Below are 19001 nucleotides of genomic sequence, written 5' to 3'. Positions count from 1 at the left end.
ATGAAATTGAGAATCATTATCAAAAAATCATTGAAGTTAGCAACTTATTCCACTAAAATAACTTAGGGTACGCTATACAACCACTTCTTTACGTAAAAGGGGATTTGAACAAATGAAACGTTATTCGGCACTTTTGATCGTCGCGGCCTTGGCGCTTGCGACCGGTTGCGGCTCTTCGCCGGCATCTGACAGATACATAGCGACGGAACAATCTCCCGAACCTTCCGATACGGAAAGCGCGCAATCGTCCGACGTGGCTAGCGAGCAGCCCGCCCAAATAGAAGAACAACAACCGCAGTCGGAATCGGCGCAACAAACCGCGAATCCCGAGGCGCCGCCGCAGGACGACAAGAAAGAGCCCGCCGACAAACCGAAGAAGCCCGAACAGAAGGCTCAGGAAGCCAAAAAAAGCAATGAAGCGATCGGAGAAGCCGTAACGGACTCGATCATGGACAACGTCGGAGATCCGGAAGCCGAGGAAAGTCCTAAAGCTCCCCAACTGAACGAACCGATCGAACGGATTCGTTCGCTTGTGAAAGATTTGAAACAACATGCCGAGAACAATGACGCGACGCAGATGAAAGACGTCTCCTCTCTCCTTATTAAAGATTGGGCGGACATGAAAGCGGACGTAAACGCGGCTTTCCCCGACATGGCCGACTTTTTGGAAGAAAAAATCGCCAAATTAATCGAACTGATAAAAGGCGAGTCCATTGATCAACAAGAGATGTTGCAAGTCGATTACGAACTCTACCAAGCCTTCCGCCAATTAGCCGATAAAGCGGGCGTCCAAGGGTAACGTCGCACTGAAATGGAAAATAAAGCTTGACATTAAGAAGAAAGTTGAACTATCGTTTGTGATAATGATAATCGTTATCACAAACAATTTTCGAAAGGTGGCACTTCATTCTTATGTTTAAACCCGTAGTTCGTTCGTTGCTATTCTCTCTCTCTATCCTATTGGTGATCGTCTCCGTTCCGTTCGCGGCAGCGGCAGCCGAAACGCCAATCAAAGTATTGCTAGACGGCAAGGCAGTGAGCTTCGCCGTACAACCGCAGACGATCGGCGGCACGACGATGATTCAAGTCGACGCGTTGGCGAAAAGCATCGGCGCGACTTCTAGCACCGATTCCAAGACGAAAAAAATCAAAGTAACTAAAGGCAAAACGACGATAGAACTGACGATCGGCAGCAATCAAGCGATGGTAGACGGCAAAAAAGTAACGCTCTCCACCAAAGTGGTCGAAAAAAGCAGCCGTGCACTTGCTCCCCTTCGCCTCCTCACCGATTCGTTCGGTATGTGGTTGAACTGGAACGCAGGCACGAAAACGGCGACTATCGAAACGAAACGTACGATCACTCACGCTATGGGTACGACGACGCTAACGTCCGTACCGAAACGCGTCGTCGTCCTATTCAACGGCCAAGTCGACGTATCCCTAACGCTAGGCGTTAAACCGGTCGGCGCGGTAGAATCTTGGGTGCAAACGCCTTGGTACCACTACCTTCGTACGGATATGAGCGGCGTCAAAAACCTCGGAAGCGAGCTTCAACCGAACATCGAGGCTATCGTGGCCTTGAAACCGGATTTGATTATCGGTTCAAAAACGCGTCACGAGAAAATTTACGGTCAGCTGGCCGCGATCGCCCCTACCCTCTTCGCTGCGGAAGTGTTCGGCTGGAAAGCGAACTTGGATATGGAAGCCAAAGCCCTGAACAAAGAAGACAAAGCGGCAGCGTTCATGAAGGACTGGAACAAACGCGTTGCGGACTTCAAGTCCAAGATCGGCGATAAAGCCAACGCCGAAATTTCGATCATCCGGTTCCAAGACGACAATACCGCTCGTTATTACATCACGGGATTCGCGGGCACGATCTTCCAAGAGCTTGGCTTGAAGCGTCCGAAAGCGCAACAAGAGGAAGGCAAAGTACTCGTAAACCTGACGACCCAGGAGCAAATACCGCTAATGGACGGAGACATTATCTTCGACATTACGTCCAGCTACGGCGAAGGCAAAGAATTCAAGTCCCAGCAAGAATGGCAGAAGAACCCACTGTGGGCTAACCTTAAAGGCGTTAAGAACGGTAAGTACTACAAGGTAAACGACATCACTTGGAACATGTCCGGCGGCGCGACCGCGGCGAAGATGATGCTTGACGACCTGTACTTCTACTTCGACCTGTAATCATCGAAACCCAATAGCGATTCGCGAAAGAATGGGCTTCCGGCTCATTCTTTCGTGCGTCGCGGGACTGGAGCGGCTATCATGGGAAGGTTGTTTGCCGGAAACTTATCCAAGAGTATCGGGCTTGTCATCGGATTCATTGTTTTGCTCGCGTGCGTCTTCGCCAGTATGGCTTACGGCGCCACGCCGATCACCTGGTCCGAAGTGTACCATTCGTTCATGCATTACGACGACACTTCGAACGCGCATATTATCGTGCAAACTTCTCGCGTTCCGAGGGCGTTCACGGCGGCGGCAATCGGAGCCAGCTTGGCCATAGCCGGATCGCTTATCCAAGGACTGACGAGAAATCCGCTAGCCGATCCTAACGTAATCGGAATCAACTTCGGAGCCTCGTTCATGGTCGTGTTCGCCGTAACCGTCATGTCGGTAAGCTCGTTACCCGTACTGACCGGCGTTTCCTTCCTGGGCGCGGCGATTGCTGCCATGGCTGTCTACCTTCTAGGTTCGCTCGGACGCGACGGCTTGACGCCGCTCAAAATTATTTTGGCGGGTGCCGCCTTAAGCGCCTTGTTCGCTTCGTTCACCCAAGGGATGCTCGTGCTCAACGAGAACAGCTTGAACGAGGTGATGTTCTGGTTGACCGGCTCCGTATCGGGACGATCGCTTGAAATGCTCCAAGCGGTATTGCCGTTCATGGCCGTCGGCTGGGTCGGCGCCTTATGGATCGCCAGGCATATGAACGTATTGACGATGGGCGAAGATACGGCGCAAGGACTTGGACAGCGGACGTTGTTCATTAAGCTCGCCGCGGGGACCCTCATTATCGCGCTCGCCGGCAGCTCCGTCGCGGTGGCCGGTCCGGTCGGCTTTATCGGATTAGTCGTCCCTACGATCGCCCGTCAATTTTCCGGTAACGACTATCGTTGGATCATTCCATACAGCGCGGTTCTAGGAGGAATTATCGTTCTCTTGGCCGACATCGCCGCCCGGTTCGTCATCCGGCCGGAAGAACTGCCCGTAGGCGTCATGACAGCTATAATCGGCATCCCTGCATTTATCGTCATCGCCAGGAGGGGGGTCGTCAAATGATGAAGAATTATTCGATCATCCGATTCAAGAAGGTTCCCGTATCTTTTTTCCTTCATAAGAGAACGGTGGCGGTTACGATTGCGCTCGCCGTCGCCAGCATCGCCGCTTTCTTGCTTAGCACGACGCTCGGGGACATGCGCATTCATCCGCTGGATGTCATCCAAGCGATGTTCGGCAACGGAACCGAAGAACACGTTATCGTCGTTCAGTCGCTCCGATTGCCGAGAATAGTAGCCGCCTTCCTCGTAGGCGCGGCGCTCGCGGTTGCCGGCGCTATTCTACAGGGGATTATTCGTAACCCTCTCGCATCGCCTGATATTATCGGCATTACGAGCGGCGCATCCGTAGCGGCGGTAGCCTTCATCAGCTATTTGTCCGGTAAGGTAAGCATCGTATGGTTGCCCGTCGCCGCAATGGCAGGCGCCGCGATCACTTCGATCGTCATCTATTTGCTCGCTTGGAAGAGGGGCGTAACGGCGATCCGACTGGTGCTCATCGGGATCGGGATCAATTTCTTGTTGGCGTCGTTGACCAAGGTCATGCTCGTTATGAATCCGAATTTCACGTCCGGACAAATATACGTATGGCTCACGGGAACGGTATACGGAACGGATTGGAGCATCGTGTGGATGCTCGTTCCCTGGGTAAGCGTCTTTATTCCACTCGCCTTCGTGTTCGCCAGAAACGTGAACGTGCTTCAACTCGGCGACGACATCGCGGCGGGCGCGGGAAGCGCCATCCAGCGGCAACGGTTCATTCTGCTCATGATCAGCGTAGCGCTCGCCGGCGCCGCCGTATCGGTAGGCGGAGCGATCTCGTTCGTCGGGCTGATCGCGCCCCATATGACCCGCAAGCTTGTCGGCCCGTCATTCGGCGGCGTACTACCGGTATCCGCCTTGATAGGCGGTCTGATGGTCGTCGTTGCGGACACGGTGGCCAGAACCGCTTTCTTGCCTTACGACATCCCGGTCGGCGTCTTTACGGCGGGCATCGGAGCCCCCTTCTTCATCTACTTGCTGTACCGCAATCGCAATCGATAAAATATTGTTCGAAATCGAGTAGGAGGGGGCGGCTAGCCCCCGACCTCTCACACCACCGTACGTACCGTTCGGTATACGGCGGTTCACGAAATATTCCGTAATGAGTTGTATCTGTCCATTATGCTCTTTAACCCATTGGACTCTCAATGCTGGTTGTTCAATGCTCGCTTTAGAATCGGACTTCCTGCAGATCGCCAATACCCTTTACGGGTATTGCCCCATTCAAAGGCTTTAACTTTAGGAATTCCTAGGGATAATAGCCTTTTTACTTTGGTTTTAGGCTTCTTCCATTGTTTCCAAAGGCACATGCGTAGCCTTCCTCGAATCCACTTGTCCATGTCCTTAAAGGTACTTGGCGGGCTTCGACAAGCTTTAAGGCTTCCAGAAGATTTTCCCGTGACAGCAACTGCTCCAACATTTTCTACAACTCCTTACGTGACTTGTACCTTCCTCTTGTGCCAGAGATAAGTTCCGCCCTGCCAAAGCCCCACGCGGATTCACCGCTTCCTTCTTCGGTCAGGTCCTTTCGGATTTTCTGCTTTCATCGCTCTCCCTGAACACCTTGACGTACAAATACCTACTTCATGTTCAGCCCTTCCGCAAGGTGTTGCAACACCTTGCGTACTATGGCTTCTGCTGACTTCTGTACGTTCAGTCTGCTTTCGCAAGCAGAGTTACGGAGTTACTCCGCGTTCCGTACAGATCTCCCCAGGTAAGAGCGCTATCTTCCTCTCCAACTACCCGCCTCATTTACTTCCATTCGCCTTCGGCAGTAAGGACTTTGACTTGTATTGCAGCCTCATCCAACGAACGTTAGCCTTGTATGAGTTTCGTGTTCCTCGGGCCGGAGATTTGCCGCTGACTTCCTTCAGATTCGACCTCGCGATCGACACCCTTGTCTTAAGCTAATGGCTACTACTGCCTTCACCATTCGGGACTTGAACCCTAGAGATAGCGCCCATGCTGGGCGCACAAAAAGAACGCTTACTCCATTACGGAGCAAGCGTTCTTCATGCTTTTCTTCTATTCCACTTCGTGCGCCGACGATTAACGCATCGACCTATGATTTCTGCTCGTATTGGTGAGCGCAGGCAACATCTTCATGCCGCTTACCATAGGCGTATTGCACAGGTGACAGGTCGGAATCGCGTCGAGCGAGAAATTGTCGCGCATCCACCCGTTGCAACCTTCGCTCTCGCAAGACCAAATCGCGGTCATTTCTTCAGGGATTTCCTCGAACGTTTTTTTCCGAGAGTACATGGACGAACCCCCTTTGGTTCCTATCGCTTTTAGCATATCCAAGTATACGCGACTTAGCCGGATTTAGATACCTTTCAAACAAAGTTTGGCCATCTATGTGAAAAAAAGGCGCCCTCTGCGCCTGCGCCCCCGGATGCACTTTAATGAGTTCAAACAGCGTACTCGCGCAAAATAAAAAGCCCTTGGCGAATGAATTCGCCAAGGACCATTTCATATGGCTTACAGCTTAACTACGTTCTCCGCTTGTGGTCCGCGGTTGCCTTGTACCACGTTGAATTGAACGCGTTGGCCTTCGTCCAACGTTTTGAAGCCGTCACCTTGGATCGCGCTGAAGTGCACGAACACATCGTTACCGCCTTCAACTTCGATGAAACCGAAGCCTTTGTCTGCGTTAAACCATTTAACTGTACCTTGTTGCATTTATTTCACCTCCAACCTCAAATGCCTCATGAACTTTTTTATTCATACGAATAAAAAATCCACGCCATGACGGGTTATTCCAAAACATAACCCATCCATGTAGTGAATTCAGGTCACGATTTCGATAGGCTTAATCTTAACAGGTTCCGGCCCGAAAAGCAAATCATTTCAAAAATTTCCTGACGAGGATGAACCCTCCCCCCTTCTGCCGCAACGAACAGTCACACTCGTTGCTCTCGCACGTACGGCAACCCGAGCGATTCCGGTTGGCCGGCAGGCTGATTGCGATTGCGCCACCCTACGTACATGAGGACGAGAATGGTCGTCACGTAAGGCATCATTTTCAGGAAATAGGAGGGTATCGACACATCAAGCAACTGAACGCGGAAACCTAGCGCTTCGAACATGCCGAACAAATACGCGCACACGAGCGCTCTGAACGGATTCCACCTGGCAAAAATAATGAGCGCCACCGCGATCCACCCTCTGCCCGCCGTCATTCCGTCATTCCAGCTCGGCGTGTAGACGAGGATGAGCGACGCCCCAGCCAATCCGCAAAGCATCGACCCGGCGATGACGTGGGCATATTGATAGCGGTAAACACTAATGCCCGCCGCGTCGGAGGTAGAAGGACTGTCGCCGACCGAACGAAGCTTGAGCCCCCACGGGGTTCGGAAAATATAAACGTGCAGCGCCGCAACCATGATGAAGCTCATCCACACGAGCACGTTCTGATGGGCGAGGACGCGCCCGAGGAACGGGACCGGCTCAAGCCAGTCGAGGTCGATCGTCGGGATACAATTCGCCGTCTGTTGCCCGCCGTACGGTTTGCCCAAATAACTGCTCAACCCGGTCGCGAACAACGTAATGCCGAGTCCCGCCACGATCTGGTTCGCTCTAAGCGCTATACTCAGAAAGGCAAGCAACCCGCCAAGCGCTCCCGCGGCAAGCATAGCCACGAGAACGGAAAGCCCTAAGCTGCCCGTCGTCAGACTGACGACGTAAGCCATGACCGCGCCGATCAGCATCATGCCTTCGATTCCCAGATTAATGACGCCGGATCGCTCCGACAAAATACCTCCGAGCGTCGCGAGCAGCAGCGGCGTACCCGCGCCGATCGCCGCGATGACGAGCGTAATCGTATATTCCATGATCACGCGCCTCCGTTCACGTTCGCATTAGCTTGGGCGCCCGCGCCGACCTCGGCACTCTCGGTTTTCGACCACGCCACCGAATATTTGCTCAACGCTTCTCCGCCGATCAAAAAGAACAGGATCGAGCCTTGAATCATTAGCGACATCGAAGAAGGCAGACCGATCAGCTGTACGCTATATCCGCCCACGATGACCGCCCCGCATAGGACCGAGGACAGGATCAGCCCCCACGGGTTCAACTTCGCAAGCCACGCGACGATGATCGCGGTATATCCATACCCGGGAGATATCCCTTGCATGAGACGATGAGTCACCCCCGACACCTCCACCATGCCCGCCAAACCGGACAGACCGCCGCTAATGAGCATAACGACGATGATCTGCTTATTGATGTTCATCCCCGCGTACCTAGCAGCGACCGGATTGGCGGACAGTAAACGCAGTTCATAGCCCCAACTCGAATATTTAGTGAATACGGCATACAGGACGACGGCGAACAAGGCGAACAACAGCCCGATATGCAACCGACCGCTACCAAGGGACGGCAGCGATTGCGCGATGTCGAAAATCGGCGTGCCCGGGAAGTTGAACCCTTTCGGATCTTTCCAAGGCTCGAATACGAGGTAATCAAGGAGCAATAATGCCACGTAATTGAGCATGAGCGACGTAATGAGCTCGTTTACTTGAAAATACGTGCGCGGAATCGCCGTGAACAACCCCCAGATCGCGCCGGCAGCGAAACCGAGCACGACCATGAGCGGCAACGCTACGAGCCGCGGGAGATCGGGCCAGTAAATCGTCACCGCCGTTGCTGCAATAGCCCCGACGATCAACTGCCCTTCCGCGCCGATATTCCATACCGAGATGCGGTAGGCGATCGAGACGCCGAGTCCGCAGAGAAGAAGCGGAACGGCTTTGACGAGCGTTTCTCCGAAGCCGTAAGTCGAACCGAAGGCGCCATCGAACATTTTGCCGTAGACGAGCATCGGACTTTTGCCGTTCAACGCGATGAAAATACCGCAAAATACGAGCGCGCACGCGACCGACAATATCGGAATCCACCACTTCATCCGCGTTGCCGTCGCTTCTTTGACGATCGAGACGCGCCAGCGCCCGCCGGGCAGCGCGATTGATTTGCCCATTTTACACCGCCGCCTCTCTGCTCTCGTTCATCCCCGTCATGCACAAGCCGATCTGCTCTTTGCGCGCATGCTGCGGAATGAATTCTCCGTTGATCGCACCGTTGTACAAGACGAGCACGCGGTCGGACAATTTAAGCACTTCATCTAGATCCTCGGAGATGAGCAACACGGCGCCGCCGCGATTGCGCAGACCCATCAGCAACTGATGGACGACCTCCGACGCCCCGACGTCGAGCCCCTGCGTCGGATGGACCGCCAACAGCAAATCAGGGCTGCTGTCGATTTCCCTGGCGAGCAGCAGCTTCTGCTGATTACCGCCGGACAACTGCCTCACCGAAGCATCGACGGAAGGCATATCTACGTTGAACGCTTCGACCAATCGCTCCGCCCAATCGCGATTCGCTTGCCTGCGCAGAAACCCGAACTTGCGGCGCTCCGGAGATCCATAAGATTTCATGAGTAAATTGTCCGTCACGTTTAGACTGCCGGCCATACCGATGCGCATCCGATTTTCCGGCACGTGGGCAATCCCCCGCCGAATCATATCCCGGATCGTCGGTCGACGAACGGTTTCTTCATTAAAAATAAGACTGCCGCGCAAGGCAGGACGCATACCGGTAATCACCTCGGCCAGTTCCTTCTGCCCATTGCCGGCCACCCCGGCTACGCCGACGATCTCGCCCCTGCACACTTCCAGATCGATACTGTTCAGCGCCAACTCGCCATGGTCGCCCTTCGCCTCGACCCGCTCCACCCGCAGCAGCCGTTTACCCGGAGCGCTTCGCTCCACCGGAACGGAAGCCAGCGGTTCCCTACCCATCAACAACCGCGCTAGCTCCTTCTCGTTCGTCGCTTCCCGCTTCATCGAAGCGATCATTTTTCCTTTGCGCATAATCGAAATCGTATCGCACGCCGCCATCACTTCCTTGAGCTTGTGCGTCGTCACGATGACCGTCTTGCCGCTCGCGCGCAGTTGCCGGAGCGTCTCGTAGAGGTCGTCCGCCTCATTCGGCGTAAGCACCGCCGTCGGTTCGTCGAGTACGATAATGTCCGAATGCCGATATAGCGTTTTAACGATTTCTACCCGCTGTTGCTCGCCTACGGACAACTGCCAGATCGGACGATCTACCGGAAAACGCAAACCGAATCGCTCCGCCAACGCCTCGATTTCCGCTTGCTTTCGCTTTCTCCATTTGGAGCCGCGCCATAGCCCCGCCGATTCGCCGAGGACGATATTTTCCATCGCGGTTAACGATTGGACAAGCCGGAAGCTCTGGTGTACCATGCCGATGCCGGCCACCCCCGCGTCATGCGGCGAACGCAGCTTCACCGGTTTGCCGTGGATAAGCACTTCGCCGGCGTCAGGCTTGTATAGGCCGAACAGCACGCTCATCAGCGTGCTTTTGCCTGCGCCATTCTCCCCGAGCAACGCGTGGATTTCGCCTTGGCGCACCGCAAAATCAACGCCGTCCGTCGCCATTACGCTGCCGAACCGCTTCGCGATCCCTTTCATTTCCACCGCGTAAACCTCGGCATCCTCTTCGCTCAGCATGACGCCTCACTCCCATTCCATCGGCAAACGCTTAATCACCATGTCGTTGCTCCTATTATATGACCCCCGCATGCACTCAACAATCCAATATGTAAGATATTGTAACGCAAGATAAAGCGGAATGGCGGATTTGTGCAACGTTAACAATAGTTTGTGTTAGTTTAATTAACAAATTCATTGCACCTATGGATGAGGTGGGATGGGATGGGATGGGGTGGGATGGTGCTACGACGGTCTGGGAGACCTTTCAGCTGTTGAAGTGACGCTGGTGCACACACTCAACGCTCTGGGAGATCGTTGAAGGTGTGCGATGGCGGAATTGTGGGGATGCAACCTCGTGTGGCAACGCTAGAGCGAGCGATGGCGGAGTTTCGTCGATGTAACCTCGTGTGGCAACGCTAGAGCGAGTGATGGCGGGATTGTGGGGATGTATCCTCGTGTGGCAACGCTAGAGCGAGCGATGGTGGAGTTTCGTCGATGTAACCTCGTGTGGCAACGCTAGAGCGAGCGATGGTGGAGTTTCGGCGCTGCAACCTCGTGTGGCAACGTTAGAGCGAGCGGTGGCGGAGTTTCGGCGCTGCAACCTCGTGTGGCAACGCTAGAGCGAGTGGTGGCGGGATTGTGGGGATGTAACCTCGTGTGGCAACGCTAGAGCGAGCGATGGTGGAGTTTCGGCGCTGCAACCTCGTGTGGCAACGCTAGAGCGAGTGATGGCGGGATTGTGGGGATGTAACCTCGTGTGGCAACGCTAGAGCGAGCGATGGCGGGATTGTGGGGATGTAACCTCGTGTGGCAACGCTAGAACGAGCGATGGCGGGATTGTGGGGATGTATCCTCGTGTGGCAACGCTAGAGCGAGTGATGGCGGGATTGTGGTGATTCAACGATCTAGGAGACCGTTCAGCCGCCGAATTACCACTAGCGAAATCACTCACCACCCCATCGCGCTGCCGTCGCCTCGCGGATCGGCGGCGCCGTGCAGGCAGCCGCGTGCTCTGTCGATCACGATGCCTTGCGCCTGCCCCATGGCTCCGTCCCAAGGCAGCAGCACATCGACTTTATGTCCTCGTTCCCGCAATGACGCCACTTCCGCCTCCGAGACACGGCCCTCTATTTTCAAACTGTCGCTATCCTGCCCCCACGTCCTCCCGTACACCCACCTCGGCAGGCTTATCGCTTCTTCGATCGTATAATCGTAATCCAGAATGCCCGTCATGAGCGACAATTGCGTCTGCGGCTGCCCTTCGCCGCCTTGCGTTCCGAGCAAGGCGTACGGCAATCCGTCCCGCATGATCATAGCAGGCATGAGCGTATGGAAGGTGCGTTTGCCCGGCTGCAGACAATTTACATGACTAGGATCGAGCGAGAAATAGGAGCCGCGATTTTGGAGGATGATTCCCGTATCCGCCGGCATATAGCACGAACCGAAGTCGTAGTACAGGCTTTGGATGAATGAAGCGCAATTGCCTTCTTCGTCTACGACCGCCGCATAAGCCGTATCCTGACCCATGGACGACAGATCGCTGGGGCCGGCCCGTTCCATGGAAATTCTTCCAGCCAGTTCATCTAAATACGACAGCGACAGCAGTCGTTCCAGCGGAATCGCGGAAAAATCCGGGTCGGTCAAATACCGGTCGCGATCCTGGAACGCAAGCTTCGTCGCCTCGACCATCAAATGGTAGAATTCCGCCGAGTGCCTCGGAATCGCCTTCACGCCGAACCGCTCTAACATCTTCATCATCATGAGCGCCGTAAATCCTTGAGAATTGGGCGGCATCTCGAAGATTTCATATCCGCGATATGAGGTCTTGATCGGATCCACCCACTGTCCAACGTGCATTACGAAATCTTCGAGCGCCAATACTCCCCCGTCCGCCCGAATGCCGTCCACGATGCGCTTGGTCAACGATCCGCAATAGAAAGCTTCTCGTCCTCCCGCTTGTAATTCCCGAAGCGTCCGCGCAAGCTCGCGCTGCACCAACGGCTCCCCTTCCGCCAGCACCAGCCCTCCGGGTAAATAAATGTCCGACAGCACTGAGCATGCCCGAATATAGCGTTCATCCCGGCATAGCCATTCCTGTAAACTCCGCGAGATCGGAAACCCATTCTCCGCGTACGCTATCGCCGGCTGCAACAGCTCAGCCCATGGAAGCTTGCCGCCAGCCGACCATACTTCCCACCAAGCATCCACCATGCCCGGTGCGGTAACGGCGCTTAGCGCTCCTCGCGCCGGAATGGACGACAGTCCCCGCTCCGCGTAAAATTCCGTGCTCGCTCGGGCGCCGGAACGACCGCTACCGTTATACCCTGTCAGCTCGCCTTTCCCGGCATTGTACAACATGAAGAACGCGTCTCCGCCTACGCCCGTCATGTGCGGATAGACGACGCCGAGCGCGGCGCTTACCGCTACGGCGGCATCGAAGGCGTTGCCGCCTCGCTTAAGAATGCTTGCCCCGACTTCGGTGGCTATCGTATGGGGCGAAGCGACCATCGCTTTGGTTGCAGGCGGTACCATGTGCTTCATCCCCCTCTCCCTAGATCGGACTACCGATCGTTATATCGATTTAGTCCCCATTTTAACTACGCGTCTTTGCACGGCATAGCGATGTTAGCCTCTTTTGTCACTTCGGCTAACAAACGGATTTCGCCTCGGTCATTCCGCACAAAAAATCCCGCAAGGCAAACCGCGATAAGCAGTTTCCTTACGGGATCACATAATCAAACCAGGAACATCGCGACGATCGTCGTTACCGCAAGACCGATCAATACAGGCTTCAGGTTACGCCGAGCGAGCTCGAACGGGCTGACGCCGCAAATCGCGGCTGCGGGTATGAGCGCCCACGGGATCAGCGTGCCGCCGCCCACCCAGATCGCGGCCACCTGTCCGAGCGCCGTCAGCGTCGCCGCGCCGCTATGGATCGCGACGGCGAACATGTGGGCGATCGGTCCGACCAGCGAAATACCGGAGAAGCCGGAACCGTCGAGACCTGTTATCGCACCGGTTACGGTAAGCGTCGCCGCGGCAACGCCGTTGTTCACCGGTACGCTGTTTGCGAACGCGACACCAAGGTCGTTAACGATACCGTGCGAGCCTTCCGCTAATCCTTTGGCGAAAATCTCGCCGAACGCAGCATCGCCTAAATAGAAGAAAGCGGCGATCGGAATGACCGGTCCGAACACCCGGAATCCGAATTGGAACCCTTCGATCAAATACGAAGTCGTCTCTTCCAAGCCTTTGTTCCGGTGCGCAATGAGCGTGACGATCATCAAAATAATAACCGCGGTACCGCCGATCAACGCTGTTGCGTCTCCGCCTTGCAGGTCAAGAGCGAACATGGCGATAACGTCCGCGATGAACGCCAGGCCTATCGCGATGGCGAGCGTTTTTTTCAAGCTTGCGGACAAAACGACCGCGATGCCAGACGATGAACCGCCGATATCCGACGTGCCGCGGTCGGCGGCGACCAGTCCGTCTCGCCAAGTGCCGCGCTTCATATCCCGCCGCATGAACCAGAACGCCAACACCGTAGTGACAAGCCCCATGACGATGACTAGCGGCACGCTCGCTTCCATGACTCGCGAGACGGGCAAGCCCGCCGCGTCAGCCGTCAGCTTGGGGGCGCCTTGAATAATATAGTCGCCGGAAAGCGCGATCCCGTGCCCGAACAGGTTCATCGCCATCGCCGCCCCGAGCGCCGGCAAACCGACCCTTGCGGCTACGGGGAGCAGCACCGCGCCGATGAGCGCGACTCCCGGCGAGGGCCAGAAGAACAGCGACGTGACGAGCATGATCAATCCAATGCCCCAGAACGCCATTGTAGGCGTTCTCATGAAACGCGTCAGCGGGGCGACCATCATTTCGTTAATGCCGGTAATAATGAGCACTCTGCTCATGGCGACGATGATCGAAATGATGAAGATCGTCCCGAGCAATTCCTTGGTCGCGTAGATAAAGCTGTTGAAAATACCCGACACGGAGCCACTAAGCGTCTCCGTAGCGATCACGCCGATCGTGAATATGCCGACGACGCAGATCAATGTCGTGTCGCGGCGCCGAACCAGCAGCGCCAAAATGAACACGATGAACGCCAGGTATACCCAATGAAGCGAAGTCAATTGGATATCCACCTGAACCACCCTCTCACTCGTGGAAGTCATACATTGTATGCCTTCGAGTGGATAGGCGTTCGTACGTATTAGACTTCGTTCGCGCCGGTTCAGCGTCGCCTCCCGGCGTTATCCCCCGGACACGAGCTGCATCACATGCAGCATGTCGCCCTCGCGTAACGGGATATCCAACTGGTCGAGCCATGCGACATTCCGGTCGTTATAACAGAGCATGACGTGCTTGCGCACGCCGCCGGTCTCCGTATAGACGTGGCGCTTCAATAGCGGATAGTCGGAGAACAACCGGTCTATCGCCCCTTGCAGCGTATCGGCTTCGATCGCGAATCGAGCCCGTCCATTCGTGCAATCCGTAAGCAAGCCGGGCACGGTTGCCTCTATAATCATGCTTCATCCTCGATAATCCATGTTTTCACGCACAAAATACGGGATAGCTGCCCAGGCAGCCGCTGCCACTTTACGCCCCGATCGGTCGAGCAATAGATTTCACCCGAGGTCGTGCCGAAATACACGCCGTATGGATCTAGCGAATCGACGTCCATCGCATCCCGCAGCACGTTGACGTGGCGTTGCTCTTCGGGAACGACGTCGCCGATCGGCTGCCATTCGGATTCGTCGCGGTGACGGCGGAACACGAGCAATCGGCCGTCTTTCATCGAACGCTTCTCGGAGCTTTCGAGCGGGATGATGAACAGATCTCCGGTAGGCGCGACGACGAACGGGAAGCCGAACGGCTCGTCGCCTTCTTTCATCGTGAGCCCTTCTTCGATCGGGAACCAGTTATCCCCGCCGTCCTTGGACATAAACACCCCGCAATGCTCTTGCATATACAGGATGTCCGGATTATCGGGGTCCGCCGCCATTTTGTGAATACAATAACCGATCTCTTCGTAAGGCTGCCCCGTCGGCACGCGAGCAAGGCCGGCATTGCTCGTCCGCCACGTTTCGCCACCGTCGTCCGAGCGGAACACGCCTACGGAAGACATAGCCACCCACATTCTTTCAGGACGGGTCGGATGAATCAATATCGTATGCAAGCACATGCCTCCGGCGCCCGGGAACCAGCCCGGACGGGTCGGATGGCTCGTCAATCCGCTCAATTCCCGCCAAGTGATGCCTCGGTCTCGGCTGACGAACAATCCCGCTTCTTCCGCTCCTGCGTACAATGTGTCCGGCTGCGAAGGCGCGCCTTGGACAAGCTGCCAGATCCGATTTAGCGAAAATCCGCTTTCCTCCGAATATCTCGGACCGTCCTCGATCTGCGTCCACGTCTCCCCGAAATCGTAGCTGACTCGGATCGATGCTCCGTAAGCCGCATGCGACGTGCCCGCGAACAGCGCATGGCCGTGGCGGCTGTCTCCTAGTACGCTATAAGCTTCCCACCCGTTCAAGAACGGACCGCTCAAGCTCCAATTGCGCCTTTCCTCGTTCGAGGAATAAATAAATATGCCCTTATTCGTTCCGACTAACACTTTGACTTGTTTGCCCAATCGAATACCCTCCTTATTGGAGATTCCATCCAAAAGATTCGTCATTTTGTAAGTGTTTTCCTGCCCACCCGCTTGCCCCGATTGTTGTATAATTAATTCATACGCATTAGAGAGACGACATCATGAGACGCACATAGAGGAGTGAGATCATTCTCATGCAACAAACAGAAACCCGCACCGCCCGGTCCGTATGTCCTTTCGATTGTCCGGACACGTGCAGCTTGCATGTGACGATAGAGGAAGGACGCGTCGTATCCGTCGGCGGCAACCCCGATCACCCTGCGACGCAAGGCGCGATTTGCAACAAAGTTCGCAATTTACCAGATCGGGTCAATCATCCGGACAGGGTATTGTATCCGATGCGCAGAACCGGTCCGAAAGGCACCCATTCGTTCGAGCGCATTAGCTGGGACGAAGCTTTCGAGGAAATCGTAAGTCGCATGCAACATACGATAAGCGAGCATGGGGCGGAAGCGATTCTTCCTTACAGCTTCTATGGGAACATGGGGATTTTGAGCGCCGAAGGGATTGACCGGAGGTTCTTCCATCGGCTCGGCGCAAGCCGGCTCGATCGGGCGATCTGCAGCGCGGCCGGAACGGTAGGCTACCGATACACGATGGGCGGAAGCTACGGCATCGATCCGGAGGATACGATCCATTCGAAATTCGTGCTGATCTGGGGCTGTAACCTCGTATCCACGAACATGCACCAAGTGATGTATTTAACCGAAGCGCGCAAACGCGGAGCGAAAATCATTCATATCGACGTTCACCGGAATCGGACGTCGACGTGGGCGGACGAGTTCATCCCGATTTTGCCGGGCACCGATACCGCGCTGGCTATGGGACTTATGCATGTACTCATAAAAGAAGGCTTAACCGACGAAAAGTATCTGGCTGAATACACTGTCGGGTACGAGGATCTCATGGCTAAAGCGGAGGAATACCCACCGGAAGTCGTCGCAGGCATAACAGGCATACCCGCGGAGCAGATCGTCGATTTGGCGCGCCGGTATGCGGCGGGCACCCCCTCCTTCATTCGGATCGGCAACGGCCTGCAGCACCACGATAACGGCGGCATGGCGATTCGCGCCATCGCTTGCTTGCCCGCGCTAACCGGCCAATGGGCCGTCCAAGGCGGCGGGGCGATCAAGGGCAACGGCGGTTACGCGGCGTTCAACGCCGATCGCGTCGAACGTCCGGACTTGCTGCCGGACCCTAACGTTCGCATGATCAACATGAACCGGCTCGGCGAAGCGCTCACCGAAGCAGACCCTGCCGTCCGCTTCATGTTCGTATACAACAGCAATCCGGCTATCGTCGCGCCGGATACGAACCGCGTGAGAGAGGGAATGATGCGCGACGACCTGTTTACGGTCGTGCACGACTTGTTCTTGACCGACACGTGCTTGTACGCGGATTTGGTGCTTCCCGCGACTAGCCATTTTGAGAATCTAGACTTATTCGCTTCTTACTGGCATCTGTACGTGCAGCTTCACGAGCCGATCCTCGAGCGGATGGGCGAATGCAAATCGAACTTCGAGTTGTTCAAGGAGCTCGGCTTGCGAATGGGCTTCGAATCGGAGCTGTTCGACATTACCGAGGAACAGATGATCCGCGAGGCGCTCGATAACCCGGACAATCCATCGTTGGATGGCGTTACGTACGAGAAACTTAAGGAACGCGGCTGGATGAAGCTTAAGCCGGTCGGTCCGGCGGCGGGACAAGGCGGCTTGCCTACACCGTCCGGGAAGATCGAGCTGTACTCGGAAGCGATGGCGCGCGCAGGCTTGCCGCCCGTACCGGAATATTCGCCGATTCTTGAGGACAACGGCTTGCCGTTCTTGTTCATTCCGGGTCCTAACCACAACTTCCTCAACTCGACGTTCGCCAACCAAGAGAAGCTGAAGCGTCTGGAGAAGCAACCGCTGCTCGACATGAACGCCAGCGACGCCGCGGCTTATGGGATTGCGGATGGCGACCGGGTGCGGGTATGGAACGAACGCGGCGAAATCCGCATCACGGCGAAAGTCGCCGGCAACGTCTTGCCGGGCGTCGTCGTCTGCCAAGGCCTATGGTGGGAAAGCGGCAACGACGGCGTGCAGGCAGCGAACACGCTGACATCGCAGCGCCTCGCCGACATGGGCGGCGGCGCGACGTTCTTCTCCACTCGGGTTGACGTGGAGAAGCTGTAGGGAGCGGGGTTTAACGTTATACAATCACCTTATTTCCGCCTAAGGTTGCTATCGCTTCGGAATAACGTTACGACATAACGTTACGACATAACGTATTCGCCCGACAACACGCGATTCCAAGGCCGTTTCGAGTAAATAACGTTGTACGATAACGCTAATAATGCCAACAAGACCCGCCCTCCTAGCGAGGGTGGGTCTTTCGCGTCAACTTTATGTTCGAGTATACATCCGCTTACCTCAATCCAACGGCACCAGCACGGCATGCTGAGTGACCGTGTGCAGATCGCGCCAAGTCCGGTTGAGCGGATGGTCTTCCATCAGCGCCGCCATGCCGAGCAACGGGAAAATGTCGCGAGCCGCGGCAAGCGCGGCTTTCGCCGCTTCCTGGCTGAGTCGCCCGATCTCCTGCTCGTCGGACGCGCTCAATTGACCAGCCTGGACGAACGCGGGCCACGTCGTATCCACGATGTCGTAGAATCGAGACGTCGCTTGAGCGAGTGCGCTCGTTTGCGCCTCAAGACGTCTACGCATAGCGGCAAGCCGCTCCGGCTTCGCTATCGACCATTCCGCCGCCTTTCGCTCCGTGAACTCCGCCGCCTCCTCCAAGAAGTGTCTCCCTACGCCGATACTTACGGCAGCGAACGAAGTTTGGGCGAACGGCAAGAACGGATAACGGAAGATCGGATCATCGAAGCGCGGCGTGGATAAAATATCGAACGTCCGGTCAGCGGGAACGAAAGCGTCCTTAACGACGATCGAGTGGCTATCGGTCGCGCGCATGCCGAAGGCGTTCCAATCGCGAATAATGTCCACTTGATCCGGCATGAACGCGAAGGACCGAATCGGATCCTCCGCGCTCGATTGGCCGTCAGCCCCCGCGATCCGGCAATTCGCGGTAAATACGCTAGCGAACGTCGAGCCGCTGCATGTCGACCAACGACCGCTAACGACGTAACCGCCATCGACCGGCTTGGCGATCCCGTTCGGATGTCCGCTGCCCGCAACGACGGCTTTATCGTGTCCGAACAATTCGCTTGCCCATCTCGGAGGCAGCGTCGCCGAGAAGAAGCCGCCGCCGGAACCGATCGTAACAAGCCACCCGAAGCTTCCGTCGATCCACGCTGCCGTCTCGAATACGCGGAGCGCTTCCGGCAGCGGAAGCATGAGACCGCCTAACGACTTCGGCACGAACTGCTTGAATAATTTGTTCTCGTAAATATAATCGAGCAACAGCGGATCTATCGTCCGCGCTTGCTCCATGCTAGCCGAACGCCTTCTTGCTTCCGACACGAATGAGTCGTCAAAACGCACCGTCATCCTAATTCCCCCTCGTTTTCCTAGTCTT

The 19001-nt window shown here is 55.7% G+C and carries 17 protein-coding genes; 5 read left to right on the top strand and 12 right to left on the bottom strand.

The window, feature by feature from the left end; translation table 11 throughout:
* The first annotated feature begins 112 nt into the window (after positions 1 to 112).
* From ACFPQ4_RS04785 to ACFPQ4_RS04770, 4 genes are all read left to right on the top strand, one after another.
* Positions 113 to 799 carry a hypothetical protein gene (locus ACFPQ4_RS04785; RefSeq protein ID WP_378110631.1) on the top strand — a complete coding sequence of 229 codons (687 nt, stop codon included), beginning with the start codon at positions 113 to 115 and terminating at the stop codon, positions 797 to 799.
* A 113-nt stretch (positions 800 to 912) separates the two neighbouring features.
* The gene (locus ACFPQ4_RS04780) at positions 913 to 2187 is read left to right on the top strand and encodes an ABC transporter substrate-binding protein (protein ID WP_378110630.1); all 1275 of its coding nucleotides are present in this window, start codon (positions 913 to 915) and stop codon (positions 2185 to 2187) included.
* A gap of 81 nt (positions 2188 to 2268) precedes the next feature.
* Positions 2269 to 3279, top strand: coding sequence for a FecCD family ABC transporter permease (locus ACFPQ4_RS04775; protein WP_378110629.1), 1011 nt, complete (start codon positions 2269 to 2271; stop codon positions 3277 to 3279).
* Positions 3276 to 4319 carry a FecCD family ABC transporter permease gene (locus ACFPQ4_RS04770; protein ID WP_378110628.1) on the top strand — a complete coding sequence of 348 codons (1044 nt, stop codon included), beginning with the start codon at positions 3276 to 3278 and terminating at the stop codon, positions 4317 to 4319. Before ACFPQ4_RS04775 ends, ACFPQ4_RS04770 begins: the two co-directional genes overlap by 4 nt.
* 143 nt (positions 4320 to 4462) lie before the next feature.
* Here the strand turns inward: ACFPQ4_RS04770 and ACFPQ4_RS04765 are convergent, their stop codons facing one another.
* From ACFPQ4_RS04765 to ACFPQ4_RS04715, 11 genes are all read right to left on the bottom strand, one after another.
* Complete coding sequence (locus ACFPQ4_RS04765) at positions 4463 to 4657, bottom strand: group II intron maturase-specific domain-containing protein (RefSeq protein WP_378110627.1); 195 nt, start codon at positions 4655 to 4657, stop codon at positions 4463 to 4465.
* Positions 4585 to 4737 (bottom strand): hypothetical protein, encoded by a 153-nt coding sequence (locus ACFPQ4_RS04760; RefSeq protein WP_378110669.1) that lies wholly within the window; start codon positions 4735 to 4737, stop codon positions 4585 to 4587. The genes ACFPQ4_RS04765 and ACFPQ4_RS04760 overlap by 73 nt, the downstream gene beginning before the upstream one ends.
* 629 nt (positions 4738 to 5366) lie before the next feature.
* On the bottom strand, positions 5367 to 5579 hold the full coding sequence (locus ACFPQ4_RS04755; protein WP_378110626.1) for a cold-shock protein: 213 nt from the start codon (positions 5577 to 5579) through the stop codon (positions 5367 to 5369).
* 219 nt (positions 5580 to 5798) lie between these two features.
* Positions 5799 to 5999 carry a cold-shock protein gene (locus ACFPQ4_RS04750; protein WP_378110625.1) on the bottom strand — a complete coding sequence of 67 codons (201 nt, stop codon included), beginning with the start codon at positions 5997 to 5999 and terminating at the stop codon, positions 5799 to 5801.
* Positions 6000 to 6220: 221 nt separating this feature from the next.
* A complete protein-coding gene (locus ACFPQ4_RS04745; protein WP_378110624.1) occupies positions 6221 to 7150 on the bottom strand; it encodes an ABC transporter permease in 930 nt (309 codons plus the stop codon).
* Between the two features lie 2 nt (positions 7151 to 7152).
* The gene (locus ACFPQ4_RS04740; protein WP_378110623.1) at positions 7153 to 8295 is read right to left on the bottom strand and encodes an ABC transporter permease; all 1143 of its coding nucleotides are present in this window, start codon (positions 8293 to 8295) and stop codon (positions 7153 to 7155) included.
* Between the two features lies 1 nt (position 8296).
* The gene (locus tag ACFPQ4_RS04735; protein WP_378110622.1) at positions 8297 to 9847 is read right to left on the bottom strand and encodes an ABC transporter ATP-binding protein; all 1551 of its coding nucleotides are present in this window, start codon (positions 9845 to 9847) and stop codon (positions 8297 to 8299) included.
* Between the two features lie 930 nt (positions 9848 to 10777).
* Positions 10778 to 12370, bottom strand: coding sequence for a gamma-glutamyltransferase (ggt, locus tag ACFPQ4_RS04730; RefSeq protein WP_378110621.1), 1593 nt, complete (start codon positions 12368 to 12370; stop codon positions 10778 to 10780).
* A 194-nt stretch (positions 12371 to 12564) separates the two neighbouring features.
* Positions 12565 to 13974, bottom strand: coding sequence for a hypothetical protein (locus ACFPQ4_RS04725; RefSeq protein WP_378110620.1), 1410 nt, complete (start codon positions 13972 to 13974; stop codon positions 12565 to 12567).
* Between the two features lie 108 nt (positions 13975 to 14082).
* On the bottom strand, positions 14083 to 14358 hold the full coding sequence (locus tag ACFPQ4_RS04720; protein ID WP_378110619.1) for a MoaD/ThiS family protein: 276 nt from the start codon (positions 14356 to 14358) through the stop codon (positions 14083 to 14085).
* Positions 14355 to 15461 carry a WD40/YVTN/BNR-like repeat-containing protein gene (locus tag ACFPQ4_RS04715; protein WP_378110618.1) on the bottom strand — a complete coding sequence of 369 codons (1107 nt, stop codon included), beginning with the start codon at positions 15459 to 15461 and terminating at the stop codon, positions 14355 to 14357. Before ACFPQ4_RS04715 ends, ACFPQ4_RS04720 begins: the two co-directional genes overlap by 4 nt.
* A 155-nt stretch (positions 15462 to 15616) precedes the next feature.
* Between ACFPQ4_RS04715 and ACFPQ4_RS04710 the strand changes: the two genes are divergently transcribed.
* Positions 15617 to 17656 (top strand): molybdopterin-containing oxidoreductase family protein, encoded by a 2040-nt coding sequence (locus ACFPQ4_RS04710; protein ID WP_378110617.1) that lies wholly within the window; start codon positions 15617 to 15619, stop codon positions 17654 to 17656.
* A 237-nt stretch (positions 17657 to 17893) separates the two neighbouring features.
* On the opposite strand, the gene ACFPQ4_RS04705 is transcribed toward ACFPQ4_RS04710, so the two are convergent.
* Positions 17894 to 18973, bottom strand: coding sequence for an acyl-CoA dehydrogenase family protein (locus tag ACFPQ4_RS04705; protein WP_378110616.1), 1080 nt, complete (start codon positions 18971 to 18973; stop codon positions 17894 to 17896).
* Between the last annotated feature and the right edge of the window lie 28 nt (positions 18974 to 19001).

The sequence above is a fragment of the Cohnella yongneupensis genome (assembly GCF_042655785.1).
Classification (GTDB): domain Bacteria; phylum Bacillota; class Bacilli; order Paenibacillales; family Paenibacillaceae; genus Cohnella; species Cohnella yongneupensis.
The sequence above is the reverse complement of the archived record's forward strand: the minus strand, read 5'-3'. Positions and strand labels throughout refer to the sequence as shown.